At 44.7% G+C, this 15082-nt stretch carries 13 protein-coding genes; 4 read left to right on the top strand and 9 right to left on the bottom strand.

The features are described 5' to 3' along the window. Positions 1 to 247: 247 nt before the first annotated feature. From uhpC to OCU90_RS24625, 5 genes are all read right to left on the bottom strand, one after another. Positions 248 to 1588: an MFS transporter gene (gene uhpC / locus OCU90_RS24645; protein ID WP_054541954.1), complete on the bottom strand. Its 1341-nt coding sequence runs from the start codon at positions 1586 to 1588 to the stop codon at positions 248 to 250. Between the two features lie 8 nt (positions 1589 to 1596). Then, a complete protein-coding gene (uhpB, locus tag OCU90_RS24640; protein ID WP_240513371.1) occupies positions 1597 to 3054 on the bottom strand; it encodes a signal transduction histidine-protein kinase/phosphatase UhpB in 1458 nt (485 codons plus the stop codon). A gap of 38 nt (positions 3055 to 3092) precedes the next feature. Further along, complete coding sequence (gene uhpA / locus OCU90_RS24635) at positions 3093 to 3701, bottom strand: transcriptional regulator UhpA (protein WP_004732761.1); 609 nt, start codon at positions 3699 to 3701, stop codon at positions 3093 to 3095. Between the two features lie 147 nt (positions 3702 to 3848). Beyond that, entirely contained in the window at positions 3849 to 5243 is a 1395-nt protein-coding gene (uhpT, locus tag OCU90_RS24630) for a hexose-6-phosphate:phosphate antiporter (RefSeq protein ID WP_004732760.1), read from the bottom strand. Between the two features lie 402 nt (positions 5244 to 5645). Beyond that, positions 5646 to 5984: a DUF1840 domain-containing protein gene (locus OCU90_RS24625; protein ID WP_017077035.1), complete on the bottom strand. Its 339-nt coding sequence runs from the start codon at positions 5982 to 5984 to the stop codon at positions 5646 to 5648. 369 nt (positions 5985 to 6353) lie between these two features. Here OCU90_RS24625 and OCU90_RS24620 point away from each other — a divergent pair, with 369 nt between their 5' ends. Continuing rightward, positions 6354 to 7544 carry a GGDEF domain-containing protein gene (locus OCU90_RS24620; protein WP_050546407.1) on the top strand — a complete coding sequence of 397 codons (1191 nt, stop codon included), beginning with the start codon at positions 6354 to 6356 and terminating at the stop codon, positions 7542 to 7544. A 28-nt stretch (positions 7545 to 7572) separates the two neighbouring features. Here OCU90_RS24620 and OCU90_RS24615 read toward each other — a convergent pair whose 3' ends face one another. Next, positions 7573 to 7854: a hypothetical protein gene (locus OCU90_RS24615; protein ID WP_029221923.1), complete on the bottom strand. Its 282-nt coding sequence runs from the start codon at positions 7852 to 7854 to the stop codon at positions 7573 to 7575. A gap of 177 nt (positions 7855 to 8031) precedes the next feature. On the opposite strand from OCU90_RS24615, the gene OCU90_RS24610 reads away from it, so the two are divergent. Further along, positions 8032 to 8904 (top strand): pirin family protein, encoded by an 873-nt coding sequence (locus OCU90_RS24610; RefSeq protein ID WP_061021221.1) that lies wholly within the window; start codon positions 8032 to 8034, stop codon positions 8902 to 8904. A 230-nt stretch (positions 8905 to 9134) separates the two neighbouring features. Here OCU90_RS24610 and ppnP read toward each other — a convergent pair whose 3' ends face one another. Next, positions 9135 to 9416, bottom strand: coding sequence for a pyrimidine/purine nucleoside phosphorylase (gene ppnP / locus OCU90_RS24605; RefSeq protein WP_017057600.1), 282 nt, complete (start codon positions 9414 to 9416; stop codon positions 9135 to 9137). Between the two features lie 307 nt (positions 9417 to 9723). Here ppnP and OCU90_RS24600 point away from each other — a divergent pair, with 307 nt between their 5' ends. Together OCU90_RS24600 and OCU90_RS24595 are read left to right on the top strand one after the other, a co-directional pair. Then, positions 9724 to 10188: a DUF2850 domain-containing protein gene (locus tag OCU90_RS24600; protein ID WP_061021219.1), complete on the top strand. Its 465-nt coding sequence runs from the start codon at positions 9724 to 9726 to the stop codon at positions 10186 to 10188. Positions 10189 to 10642: 454 nt separating this feature from the next. Beyond that, on the top strand, positions 10643 to 13177 hold the full coding sequence (locus tag OCU90_RS24595) for a glycosyl hydrolase family 18 protein (RefSeq protein WP_061021218.1): 2535 nt from the start codon (positions 10643 to 10645) through the stop codon (positions 13175 to 13177). Positions 13178 to 13334: 157 nt separating this feature from the next. On the opposite strand, the gene OCU90_RS24590 is transcribed toward OCU90_RS24595, so the two are convergent. Continuing rightward, entirely contained in the window at positions 13335 to 14183 is an 849-nt protein-coding gene (locus tag OCU90_RS24590) for an alpha/beta hydrolase (protein WP_017067239.1), read from the bottom strand. Positions 14184 to 14375: 192 nt separating this feature from the next. Continuing rightward, complete coding sequence (locus tag OCU90_RS24585) at positions 14376 to 14969, bottom strand: TetR/AcrR family transcriptional regulator (protein ID WP_009846121.1); 594 nt, start codon at positions 14967 to 14969, stop codon at positions 14376 to 14378. Positions 14970 to 15082 lie beyond the last annotated feature (113 nt).

Genomic DNA, 15082 nt, shown 5'->3' with positions numbered 1-15082 from the left:
CTTTGAACACAATTCAGAGAGCTGATTTCTAATAACGTAAATAATTAGAAAGACTACAGAGAGCAGCTAGAACCCACATGAGATGAGGTCTTAGACGCAATAGGAAAAATTCTTAGAAACGGGTGAGAACGATGAAAAGCGTGAAAAGAGTCACATTTGAATGCTACGTATAAAAAACGCTGAAGATAGGATAGCTGCACAATAACCAGAGGACCATTAGCAGCTATCTTATTGACGAAGAAGCCCCTTAAAAACCAGAGCGAGCCTCTGCACTTTTCTGAGGTGATTGAGCTTGTAGGAAAGGCAGTAGCAGCAAGCCAATAACGGCCGCACAAGTCGAGATGGTAATGAAGAATCCACTCCAGCCATAAGTTTCTAGAACGAGCGCTAATGGGTAACCAGAAAGTGCTGCACCCATGTAAGCAAACAAGCCAACAAAACCTGTCGCCGCCCCAGCAGAGTCTTTGTGCGAGCATTCTGCCGCCGCCATGCCAATAAGCATTTGAGGACCAAAAACAAAAAAGCCGACACAAAACAGCCCAGCCGCTTGAAACACAAAGTTGGTTAAAGGCATTAACCACAATGCTGAAACTGAAAGAAATATGCCGATGGCAAACAAGATGTTCATTGGACCGCGGTTGCCACCAAACAGCCTATCCGAGCCCCACCCAGCAACAAGTGAACCAACGAAACCGCCAATCTCAAACAGAGACAAGGCAGCGTTGGCGTTTATCAAACTGTAATTGTGTTCTTCGGTTAAGTATAAGTTACCCCAGTCGTTAACCGCCGTTCTTACGATGTAAACCAGCACATAGCTAAAGGCGAGCAACCAAATGTACTTATTGCTGAACACATAGGTTTTCAATATTTCTCGATAGCTTAACCCTTGTCCATGGTTCTCTTGCGCCAACTCTAGATGGTCACTGCGCCACTTCCCTACCGTCGGGAGTCCCATGGTGGTGGGCTTGTCACGTAAGCGCCAGCAAACGATAAGACCGATAAATACACCAATCACACCCGGCCAGATAAACCCAGCCCGCCAACTGAATTGCAGCGTTAGATAACCCACGAGAATAGGAATTAGCGCCCCACCAACGTTGTGTGCTGTATTCCATATAGCCCAGCGAAAGCCTCTTTCGGAGCGAGAATACCAAGTCGTCAATAACTTGGAACACGATGGCCAGCCCCAACCTTGGAACCATGCGTTCAGTACCCACAGCGAGATAAAAGCCGCCAACGAACTAGAAAAGCCAAACGCGATATTGATCAAACCTGTCGCGATTAGGCCGAGCCCCATGAAGTAACGCGGGTTCGACCGATCCGATATCGTGCCTGATATAAATTTCGATAAGCCATAAGAAAGATAAAAGAGCGTGCCAATTAAGCCGATATCGCCTTTGTCCAAACCAAGGTCGGTGATCATGGCTGGCGCGGCATAATTAAAGGTTTTACGAGTGAAGTAAAAACCTGCATAGCCGACATACATTCCTATCATGATGTGGAGGCGCCAGTAGCGATAACTCTGATTGACTTCATCATCTGTCAGAGCATCACTCTTGGACGTTGTTGAGCGCAGAAATCCAAACATATTCGTTCTCACACTTTGGGTAATGTAACGCTGATATTGGTACCCGAAGACGAGCCATTAGCGTTGATTGTCATCTTGCCGCCGAGCGCCTGAACACGCTCTTGCATACCGCGAACCCCCATTCCTTTGAGAAGATCTTGCGCTGTAAAACCAATGCCATTATCTGATACCTGAAGATAAGCCTGGTCACCTAGAATCAGTTCAATTCTGATTTCGCTCGCGTTGGCGTATTTAGAGGCGTTGTTTAAGGATTCTTGGCACAGCCTGAAGATAGTGACCTTGAGCGTGTCACTCAAACACGAGTAATCACCTTGCCAATTTAACTGGATATCAACGCCATGATCCGAAAACTCCATCTCTCGAATAAGCTGTTCCACAGAATCTTTTAGGTCAAGATCGTCCAACATCTTAGGTCTTAGTTTTGTAAGTAGACGTTTGGTGGTGTCATAAACATTCAAAGACAATGACTCAATCGTCCCCGCACAGCGAACGCTCATCTCAGCCGCATCGACACGTTTAATAATGCTTGCCTGCGTACGAATTGCCGTGATGTTTTGGCCAATTTCATCATGCAGCTCACGCGCAATATCACGACGAACCGACTCTTCAGCTGTTATTAGCTGGCGTGAAAGGTTTTGGTTTCTGGAAAGCTCGCTTCGCAATTTGGAGTTGAGATCTTTCTGCTTTTGAACCGCAAGGCCCAGCAATATACCGGTAATAGTTTGAGCCGATAGAGACAAGAGTAAGTCGGTAATTTCGAGTTTGGACGTTCCGCTATGAGCAGCAATCAGCGCAACACTGTTTAACAGGGTCGCCAGTAAAGCGCCTTGCCATCCGTAACGTACGGCCAGCAAGATAATAGGGATCGCCATACAAAATGGGGCGAAGCGCCTTAGTTCATCAGGCAAGCTGGTTTGTATCAAAATACTGGCCACCAGCAACACACTGTATAAAGCGATGTGACGGATTTTGAACTCTACAACATTATGGATTAAGTAAGAGCTCAGTGGCGCCCACTTATTTTGGAATAGATAGTTCCAGACCAGATAACACATAGGTACCAGCATCAATCCACCCGTGATACTCGCTAACCACACCATGTAAACGGCTGGAACATGAGAATCCACCACGGCAACGTTAATTAATGCGGTAACCATGATTAAGCTCGCCATCACTAACAAGTGACGATTTTGATCACCATAGTAATAACGCTTGGCAAATAGAGTGGCAGGAATACTTAATCCACTGGCGACTAGTATGGTCAGCCATTGGGGTTCATCAAGCAATAACGCTAACGCGATCGCAAGTCCCCACTCTGCAATATAGATAGCAGGCCAATAGTGATTGCGAGTGTGCAGCGTCATTCCCAATCGAAGTGAGAATGGGAAAAGCAGAATGGCTAACTCAGGGTCATTAATAAAATAGAAGGCAATAACCCATAAACAAAACCATGCACAGCCAGCCATAAAAACCCCACATAGTGAAGTGGCTAGATAGGAGCGCATTAGTACTGATCTTGAGTGAACAATTTAGCTAACTCAACGTTGTTCTTAACATTGAGTTTGTCCATCGCATTGGCACGGTGTACATGCACCGTTTTATGACTAACCCCTAGCTCAACGGCGATAGATTTCACATCGAGCCCCGTTGCCAATAACTGACACACTTCGCTTTCTCTGCGGGTGAGTTGATTTAAAGAGGCTTTATTCTTCATTGGTGTCGCAAGCTTTATAGCGATATCGGGCGTGAGATAACAGCCACCATTTGCGCTCGTGTGTACGGCTTGGATTAACTCATCTGGGCTGCAGCGCTTGCTGAGATAACCTTTGGCTCCTAACTCTAATGACTTCTCAACCATTGCCGGAGAGTCATGCACGCTCAGCATGATACTGGCAATGCCTGATGGAATTTCTTCCAATAAGCTCAAGCCACTTTCATCCTGCATTGAAATATCCAAGATAACGACATCAGGGTGACAACTTGGCAATCCGAGGCGCGCTTCTGCCGCAGAGTTGAATTCACCCACGACCGTAATATCAGTTTCAAGACTGAGTAATTGAGCAAAGCCCGAACGAACAATGACGTGGTCATCAACAAGCGCAACATTAATCATGATATTAACCAGAATTAAGAGTAAGAAAGAAAAATAGCCCCGACAGGAGCTATTTATTATTAAATTTATTGATAGAGATGATACTGAATCGAACTAACGATTGGTATGATCTCACGTGCTTTAATCAAATAAAGCACGAGAGACTAATTACGCGTTTTGAGCCGCTAGGTGCATCTTCTTCGCGTGACGAATCTTCTTCTCTTCCGCAACCGCAACGAATAGCAATAACACGATACAAATGGCAGCTGACGTATCGAGTGCTGCGAATGTCCCCTTCCAACCCGTTAAGCCGAAAATTGGCGTTCCGTCCGCAATCATACCTAGACCAAGTTTGGCAAAGCTGTCACCAATTAGGTAAGCAAATGTGCCTTTCACGCCGTCAGCAACACTGATTGCTTTCTTAGGTACAAAACCTACTGCAGCAACACCAATCAACAGTTGAGGACCGAACACTAGGAAGCCCAGTACGAATAGTGACGCTAGGTACATGAACTCACTCGTTGCATTTTGGTAGAACTCTAGAGAGACAATAATCAATCCAAGCGATACACAAGCAACTAAAGCACGACGTCCGTTCGCAAGGTCTGATAAATAACCCCACATCAATGTACCAACCAGAGCACCGACTTCAAACAGAGTAAAGCCTGAAATCGCAGTTTCCTTTGATAGACCTAGCTCTTGATACGCGTAAACGGTAGACCATTGATCGATACCGATACGAACAATGTATAAAAAGATATTCGCGAAGCAGAGTAACCAGATCACTTTGTTTTTTAGAATGTATTCAACAAAGATCTCTTTCTTGGTCATTTGATTTTCTTCAGCGATAGTATCTTCTTCGCTAATTTCTTCATCAAACAACTCTTCAACCGTACCTAAGCCGTATGCTTCTGGAGAGTCGTTACCAAAGCGCATACCAATGAAACCAACCACAATCGCGATGATAGATGGGAAAACAAACATGCCAATTACGTTGCCATCAAATAGGTAGTTTGCGCCAAACAGAGCAACACCAGCTGCACCCGCACCACCCACGTTATGTGACATATTCCAAAGACCTAAATATGAACCACGCTTATTGCGAGGCGTCCATTTAGTGATGGTTGAGTAACTTGAAGGGCCACCCGTACTTTGGAAAAAACCACTCAGTGCGTAGAAGGCAACCATCATGAATAAGCTAGCGCTGCCGCCACCCATACTGAAGCTGAAGCCCAACATGGCAATACCAGAAAGGACAAGCATGAATGGCAGGAACTGTTTGGTATTTTTACCATCGGCGTAATAGGAAACGACGGTTTTACCAATACCATAAGTAATTGAGAAACCAAGACCGATAAGACCTAGATCCGTCATTGATAACCCATAAGTAGAAATCATGTCGTTTTGCGCGACATTGAAGTTCTTACGGATCAAATACATGGTTAGATAGCCAATGAACACGACTAGGTAAGATTGTAGGAAGGGTTTAAACCACATTTTTCTTCTGGTTTCGACCGGAAGATCCAGTGTCGGTTTTCGAACCTGATCTAGGAACTTTAACATTGTGAACTCTCTTATTATTTATGAGGTCTGCACGGCATAATTGCGACCATGCATTCTTTGTTAGTTGACCGTGAAATAATAAGGAGTCTAAAAATCGACCGCATGAGAGAGGGTCTTAGAATAACTAGGAAAAATTCCTAGTTCAGAATTGGGAGTCAAGAAAGCGTGAACAGCATCACTTTGTTTACGGTCTGTTATGTATTGATATTACGATAACAAAAGTTACTCATTTCAAGGCTGATGAACTTTGTAAACGAACAGACACAAGTGAAACACTTCGCCTAAAAAAAGCGCCAGTGTCGATTCATCACCATCAAACTCCATGGTATGCCCGACACTGGCTCAACATTCATTCCTATTAAAATAGATTCGATAGGCTTGTTACGTTTTGCGCGAATCGAACTACAATCGTTTACCGCTGCCGTCTTCCCACATAACTTCGCATTCATCTTTGATAGCTGCTTTCAATAGTTCGACTAGCGGAAAAGCTCGGCTACCGATATTAACAGGCGCTTCAACAACCTCTTCTTCATTGTCGTCATCCGCATTTTCTTGCTCTACCGGTTTGCTCTGCTCAGCGGCGATCGCAGCACGTAAGTTGTTTAGTGCTTGAGGGACCGCTGAAGCATCAATGGCTCCTGGGATCGCGCCACTATGTCCAAGCATCTTAATGAACTGAAGACCTACCTCACCAAACATAGTGACGCTAGCATGAGCCTTGCAACTAAAGGTAATTAACATAATGAGCCTCTATCAAATTTAGGTATCTATAAACATTTAGCTATCTACAAGCATTTAGCTATCTATAAACATTTAGCTATCTATAAACTATGTTGAGTAAATCATTGGAAAGCAAGTAGATAATAACTAAATCGCTTTTGCCAATTCGAACCTTGATTATCTCACTCTCGGACAAGCTTGCGCCATCAGTGATACACATCACTATTTATTATCGGTTGATTAGTTTTTAGTATAAAACCTTGATAACAATCACACTAAATAGCCCTCTAAATCTCCGCGTAGCTTATTATCTAATCTACTATTAACTCCATTATCAAAATCTTTGGCACAAATCACATGAAAAGGCTGGTCGGCAGACACCTAGAAGAAATGGCGGACATACGGTCCACCCGCAAGCAAAAAATTGTCCACTCCTTTTCACTGACTGCCGCTGCGTTATTCATTTTCTACACTTGGGCTTACTTCCAAGGCCAACATTACACACTGTCGGTTTTCGAATTGTGTTTTGCACTGATCGCTATCTCCAATGCATTTTACGTAAGAAAAGTCATTAACCCTGAATATTCAGAATTGATTCTGAGTGGTGTTCTTCTGGTACAAGGGGTTATCCTATTCTTGTACAGTCACGCTATTCCCGACCGGATACTTTGGCTCTACCCTATTCTGGCAGCCGTCATTTTCATTAACGATTTCAGAATTGGCATTATCTTCAGCACCTCATTTTGTCTGTTTATCAGCACCTTAATTACGGCGATGCCCAATAACTTTTCTTTGCCATTTAACAGTACACACCGATTTATTCTTAGCCTATTTACCATGAGCTTGGTGTGTCACACATCCGCTTATTACTACACAAAAGCCGTCAGTTATATCCAACGCCTTTATAAAGAAGGCATTGAAGATCTCGCCTACAGAGACCAACTTACCGGATTGGCCAACCGTTGGAGCTTTGAGCGCTGGGCGGTGGAAAAGCTTGCGACAGTGGATAGTGAGCGATCACTTACGGCATTGGTCTTTTTAGATATTGATGACTTTAAAGGCATTAACGACAGCTACGGGCACGACGTAGGAGACAGTGTCTTACAGCACTTTGCCAATCGCTTGAGTAACAACATTCGAACCAGAGACAGAAAAAGCCATGAATACGACTATTCGATTGCGCGCTTTGCTGGCGACGAGTTTGTTTTGATGCTCTACGATGTACCAACTCGTAAAGATCTAGACGGTATTTTAGATAGGATTTGTGGGTTATTCGAAAGTGGTTGCCAGACAAACGAGAGAATCAAGGAATTGACGCTCAGTGTTGGGGTGTCTTTGTATCCGCAAGATGCTCAAGAGCTACATGAACTGACGAGATGTGCTGATAAAGCGATGTATGTTGCCAAGCATTCAGGAAAAAACCGATACGCTTATTATCACGACAATCCAGTATCGACATTGATCGAAGAACTACCGACGAACCTAACCTTCTCAGAATCGGATTCATCTGAGCTTGAAGATTGTCTTGAAGCAAAAGTCGAAGGGAACAATGTTACGCTGTTAAAAACGCGTCAACGTTAACCATTAATATCGCTGACGGCTAAACGCACTAACCTGCCATATACATAAGCCATAGGCTCACTAACCCGATCACAATCATCCATACGACTTGTCGTGTTCGGTTTGGGTTATTGCCTCTAGGTCTCACTACCGTTTTAAAAGCAGCTTGCTTAGCCGACTGAATAAACGGCGCTTCAATTGCACGCTTTTTCACGCGACGTTTAACGGCGCTGTTCGCAACCTCGGTAAAACGCTGCCCTTGCTCCGTTGTAAAGTCGTTATCAAAGCCCATCCGACCTTGCCTTTCGCCATGTTTTTGCTGTACTGCCATAGCGGCCTCCTTGGCGGTCTACTCTATATTGAGTATAGACATAATTTCATATTGTTACCTGTTCAAAATTATTGTTACCTGTTCAAAATTTTCGAATAAGTCACTCAACGCTATGCCATCTTCTTTTAAAATCAAATTACATAAACTACAGCTATTCAAGTTTATGAGGATTTCAAAATGACGAGTGTAAGAACAGTAGATCATGTGATTGCAGCACATGCGACCTCCGATGGTGATGGCGTCAAAATCCAAAGGCTCGCTGGCTTCAATAACACGCGTTTCTCTCCATTTTTGATGATTGATGAACTTAAGTCGGATGAAAGCAAAGACTATGTTGGTGGCTTTCCTCCGCACCCTCACCGTGGGATAGAAACGCTCACTTACATGCTCCAAGGTCACTTTCAACACAAAGACCACATGGGGAATGTTGGAGAGCTACGCAGCGGTGGCGTACAGTGGATGGCCGCGGGTCGTGGTGTTATTCACAGCGAAATGCCAATGATGGAAGAAGGCGCACTGCATGGCTTTCAGATTTGGATAAATCAGCCTGCGTCACACAAAATGCTGCCCGCGCAATATCACGACTTCCAGAGTGAAAGCATTACAGAACACCAAAGCGAACAACGTGGTTTATTGAGAGTGATAGCCGGTGGGTTTGAACTGCATAACCAAACTAACGATGATTCAGAGGCTTTACGAGCGCAAGGTCCATTGCAGAAAACAGGTGTGCCATTAAGCGTTGCGGATTGGCGCTCTCATGCTGGGCAAAAAGTGACGTTAGGGACTAATGTTAATCACAATGCCATGACTTATGTGTACCGAGGCAGCATTAAGATTGGCGACAAAGTGATCAAGCAAGGTCAGCTTGCCCTGCTCACCAAAGCTGACTGGCTTTCTTTAGACAGCTTAGAAGATTCAGGTGTGCTGGTTTTTTCTGGTGAACCGATTAATGAACCTGTTGTGCACTATGGTCCGTTCGTCATGAATTCAATGGAAGAGATTGAACAGACGATTCAGGATTACAACGACGGCGTATTTGAGACTTACTGATTTACCAATGTCTGTCTTTGAGCTTTGAGCTTTGAGCTTTGAATTGAAGATTGAAGATTGAAGAGATTTTGCAACGAACAACGATTTGGTCATCCATTTGATGACTGCAAAAACAAGTGACACTATCCACTGCCGGTTACTATCACTTATTTAACCACGCTCTTAGAGCGTGGTTTTTTTCTATTTAATCAGAGATAAACGATGCCCTGATTAAACGAATTTAGAGCGAGTTACAAATACTCACACAGGTAAGCTGTCGCTTCTTTTACCTGTAGGTCGAATGAAGAATCACCTGCAACGTCAAAAGACTCACCAGATTGATATGTCGTCCAGTCATCATCGCCAACACGCTTTACAATCAAAGCACCTTTAACAACCGTCATCTTTTCTGGAGCCGCAGTACCAAACGTGTACTCACCAGCCGCCATTACACCAACACTCACATCAGCACCAGACTGGTTAAACGCTAACGACTTAACGCCACCTTCAAAGTATGTGTTTTCTTTAATCATTGTACTTCCTTGTTATCTTCAAATTGCAATTATTGAGCTCACCGAGTAAGCCTATGCGTAAATTTAGGTGATAATTGTTTTAACCAATTCGAGACTTTCCTACAAGAAATAAATACGCATAGCTTAAGCATTTCTGGAATTCGCTTTCATTGACAACGTAAATACTGAGGAGCAAGGCTAAAAACCACTAACGCAACCAAATTTATTAGAACATTCGATCCTGCTTCTAACTCTTAGAACAATTTTTGCAAACTAAGGTTTTAGTTAATAGAATCTAAAACAATATCAGTCGAAAAATGAAGAGATAATGGCAAAAAAGCCGACTAAAAGCAGAGATCTATTTGCCAACTCGTTACTCTACAGCTTCCTATTAGCTGGCTTTATGGTTGCCCTCACCGCGGGCTATTTTGCTTACCAAGCCCACCAGCAATCTGTCAGCCCAAGCAACGTCTATGGCACATGGATAGAGATTGCGGCGCCACCTTACAACACCGACATCCTGACACTTTCAGAAAACGGTGTGATGATGAATCATCGTCTTATCACTACCTCATTCGATTTTGACGGGAAGATCGTCACGATCAACACTGGCTCTGGAACCACCGTTTACACCATCAGTGGTACTTACGATTCGCCTCGCTTGAAGCGATTAGAGCCAAGCGTACCATCTCAGCAATTTATTAAAGAAGGCTACGAGGATACTGCAGTTGGTGATACCCACAGTGTGATGCAACAAAGACGGGCTTCTTTAGCCGAGCAATTCAAAAGATAACCCCCCTTCTCAGTCTTCTTCAGTCGTCTAAATAACAGTCATCTAAATAATAATCTTCTCCGTAAAAAGTATTCTCCGCATCACTACTTTCATATTTACCTACCGATCTGCGCCGCTCACCCAACACATTTCGCTTTGTGATACTGCTTCAACTTGCGATACTTTCTTATCGTTTGTCGCATCTTTTCATAACTTCATGTCGTGGATTTTCACTTATGAGATTTTACTTCTGAAGGGTGTTTTATTTTATAAAACATGGACTCAGCCTCTCACTCATTAAGCAACAGAATTGTAACGAAATACTATTTTTTAGTTGTCCATCGAAAACGTATTTATTTTCAGTTATAAAATTAAAACTCTCTCGAATACTGACTGGGAAGCTCCTTCAAAACTGACTGGAGCCGTTTATGGGGCCATTTGGTTCTCGTAACCTTCAAGGAATGAGAGAAAAAGTATGATTCGTATAAATACCTGTGCGGCGAGCATTGCTCTAGCGCTATCTGGTACAGCATTAGCTGATCCAACAGCACCTAGCATCGACATGTACGGTTCCAACAACCTGCAGTTTTCTAAAATTGAACTCGCGATGGAAACCACATCAGGCTACAACCAGATGGTTAAATATCACGACAAAGCAAAGGTCGACGTCAAGTTCAACCAATGGAGCGGAACGTCAGGAAACACGTACAACATCTACTTCGATGGCGTTAAAGTGGCCACTGGCCCTATTACTGGCAGCCAAACTACAGCTTCATTCGAATACGGCCAAGGCGGCTTATTTCAGATGGAAATCGAGGCGTGTGACGAAACAGGCTGCGCCAAGAGTGCTCCTGCTCAGATCACGATTGCAGATACCGATGGTTCACACTTAGCGCCACTTGCGATGAACGTTGACCCGAACAACAAGTCATACAACACCGACCCAAACACGGTAGTAGGCACTTACTTTGTTGAGTGGGGTATCTATGGCCGTGATTACACAGTCGATAACCTACCCGCTGACAACTTGACCCATATCCTTTACGGCTTCATCCCAATTTGTGGTCCTAATGAATCAGTGAAATCAGTAGGCGGTAACAGCTACAACGCACTCATGACAGCGTGTCAGGGCGTTAACGATTACGAAGTGGTGATTCATGACCCTTGGGCGGCTTTCCAGAAGAGTTTCCCTCAAGCAGGTCACGAATACAGCTCACCTATCAAGGGTAACTACGCGATGATGATGGCGCTAAAACAGCGTAATCCAGACTTGAAAATCATCCCATCGATTGGCGGCTGGACGCTGTCTGACCCGTTCTTTGATTTCACAACCAAAGCCAACCGTGACACCTTCGTTGCGTCTGTTAAGAAATTCCTCAACACATGGAAATTCTACGATGGTGTAGATATCGACTGGGAATACCAAGGTGGTGGCGGTGCTGCGCCAGAGCTTGGTGACCCAGAAAATGATGGCCCAGCATACATTGCACTGATGGCAGAACTGCGCGTTATGTTGGATGAGCTAGAAGCTGACAACGGCCGTACTTACGAGCTAACATCAGCGATCGGTGTTGGTCACGATAAGATTGAAGACGTGAACTACGGCGATGCTATCCAATACATGGATTACATCTTCGCAATGACTTACGACTTCTACGGCGGTTTTAACAACGTGTTAGGTCACCAAACAGCACTCAACTGCGGTAACTTCATGCGCCCTGGTCAATGTGATGGCACAGGCCTTGATGAAAATGGCGAACAGTACACTGGCCCTGCTTACACCACAGACAACGGCATCCAATTGCTGCTTGAGCAAGGTGTTCCAGCGAACAAACTTGTCGTAGGTGCAGCAATGTACGGTCGTGGTTGGGAAGGCGTATTACCATCATCACTTTCAGATCCTAGTGATCCAATGACTGGCGTAGGTAATGGCAAACTGACCGGCAGCTCTGCTCAGGGTGTATGGGAAGATGGCGTTATTGATTACAAAGGCATTAAGGCGAACATGCTTGGTGCAAACAACCAAGGCATCAACGGCTTTGAATATGGTTACGACGAAATGGCAGAAGCACCTTACGTTTGGAACCGTACTTCGGGCAAGCTAATCACATTTGATGATGACCGTTCAGTGAAAGCAAAAGGCGCGTACGTTCGTAGCCTTGGCCTTGCGGGTCTATTCTCTTGGGAAATTGATGCAGATAACGGCGACATCCTCAACGCAATGCATGAAGGCCTAGCGGGCGGAACAACAGATCCTGTCAACCGCAAGCCAACAGCTGCAGCGGGCGCAGACCAATCGGTTGAAGGCCCAGTTTCTGTTTCTTTAGACGGTAGCGCTTCAAAAGACAGCGACGGCTCAATTGCGAGCTACGCTTGGTCACAAGTAAGCGGTACGGCAGTAACGCTGGCGAACGCTAATGCGGCTGTTGCAAGCTTCGATGTGGTTGAAGTCGCTCAACAAGAAGTACTAACGTTCAGTCTAACGGTAACTGATAACGAAGGTGCTACTGCAACTGACACCGTTGTTGTAACAGTAACCCCTAAGGACACAGGTCCAGTAAACACAGCTCCGGTCGCGGTTGTTTCAGCTCCGACTGAAGTTAATGCGGGTGATGTAATCGTGGTTGATGCTTCGGCTTCGAGCGATGCTGACCAAGACACATTGACCTTCACATGGGATGTACCTGCTGGTATTGATGCAACGGTTCAAGGTTCTTCAGTGAGCTTTGTCGCGGCGGAATACGCGCAAGATACAACACTGAACTTCTCTGTAACGGTCAGCGATGGCACTGATACATCGGTAGCGGCTACTTCAGTGAACGTTCTTAAGAAAACCACAGGCGGCGGTACGTGTACTAACGCTTGGGATTCAAGTGCGGTCTACACTGGCGGCGACCAAGTAACTCAAGGTGGTAAAGTTTGGGAAGCGAAGTGGTGGACAACAGGTGAAGATCCAACAACGACAGGCCAATGGGGCGTGTGGAAAGAGATCGGTCCTGCAAGCTGCTAACAAAGATAGGGCTTAGTTAGATACTGACTAAGCATCAACTAAATCCCTAAAACAAAGGCCAACCAGATACTGTCTGGTTGGCCTTTTTATTTATGTTTTCTGAGCTTTGAGCTTACGATCTTTTTACTGGCGTCCTACTGACTTGCGCTCGTTAGACTTAGCCAATCAAGTTATCAAAGCTCTCGAACACTTGTGGGCACTTCATTACTCGCCCGTGACCCTGCCCTTGAGTCGCAATCAAGGTAACGCGACCCATTTCATTAGCAGCACGCTGAGACACATCAAACTTAGTAAACTTGTCTTGCTCGTCATGAACAATGATCGTCTGAGACTCACGAAGCGCTAGCTTTCCATAGGGATCAACAGACTGAATTGGGTAGTTAAACTGCTCTTCCACTTCACCCACGACCGCCTCAAACAACTTCATTGAGTAACCAGAACGCGCAACGCTACCAAATAGGTTTTCTAGATAATCCAACACAGGTGCAATGAGCAACAAAGGTTTGTTTTCTAGTTTAACGTGCTTACACTCCAACGCAGAAGCGGTACCCATACTGTGACCGACCAAACCTGCCACTTCCCCCACCGAATCTAGAACAGCTTCCAAACCATTCACAAACGCTGGGATATGACCATGTACGCCATCACTGCCACCATGAGCAGGATGATCGTAAGCCAAGGCCGTAAAACCATTAGCAGCAATATGCTCCATCAGAGGGAAAAACTGACTCGCGGTGCCAGACCAACCATGGGTCAGCACCCAAACGGGGCCCGTACCCAGAGAGTATGTCTTCAATACACCGTCACGACCTTTGATTTCACTTTTAATCAAACCTTTTGGATCGGCATTCTTTTGCTCGGTACGCATCGGAGTGAGCAGCAGTTTACGTGCCGTTTTCTTTGCGTGGCTCGGCGCTAAAATGTAGTGCAGATTGGTTGTAGCGCCAATCAAGCTACGCTTGAAACTGAATTTGTTCGATGTATTGAAATAGATTTTGTCACTCATGACCTGTCCTTGTTTCGCCATAAATCTTGGCGGATAGAGCTCGGCCCAAAAATCGAACGACCGTGCTATTTGTTAGTATAAAAAATGGCGATAGCGCTTTTTATGACTGCTTGCCGCCACTTCTCTAAAATTTTGTTGTAAACCTTACTTCAACAAGACTCACATGATTTGCGAGTTAACCTGCTGTATGTATTAAACCGCTTTCCAACTGGCTACCAAGCGCTCGACACCACTCCAAAAATGAGTGTGGCTCGCTTGTTGGCCTCGTAATGAGTAGAACAAGTTCGCACTTAAGTAGAGACCGTACAACTCGAAGGTTGCCTGTTTCGGGTCTAAATCAGTTCTGAATTGTTTGCTTTCAACCGCTTTTGCTACCTGAATCGTCAAGTAATCAATCCACACTGAAATCGTTTTCTGCAGTGCCTTCTGAATCACAGAGGTTTCACTGCCCGCATCTTTCCATGCATCAATGAACATGCAGCTGCCTTGGAACGAGTGGTTCCAGCCCAGCCAGTTATCGAGCAGTTGTTTAAGCTTGGCTTCAATATCACCGTCGCCCAACTCTCTCGCCGGAATGATGACTCTTTCAGTGAATATGGCGTTGGAATATTCGAGTACAGAGAGTTGCAGATTCTCTTTAGAGTTGAAGTGCGCAAACAATCCACTCTTAGACATACCACACTGCTTGGCTAATTCGCCAATCGTCAAACTCTCGAGACCATTCTCACTTGCAAGTGCAAATGCATGGCTCAAAATATACTCTTTGGTTATCTTTCCTTTGCTCATCATTCACCAATAATAAATCTGATGCTTTATTTTTAGCACGTTCGTACTTTTTTTCAAGTTTTTTACTTAACCCTTGGTATTCATTTTGTCTTATCAAAGAATTGTGGAAAAAT

The sequence above is a fragment of the Vibrio splendidus genome (genome assembly GCF_024347615.1).
GTDB classification, from domain to species: Bacteria; Pseudomonadota; Gammaproteobacteria; order Enterobacterales; family Vibrionaceae; genus Vibrio; species Vibrio splendidus.
The sequence above is the reverse complement of the archived record's forward strand: the minus strand, read 5'-3'. Positions and strand labels throughout refer to the sequence as shown.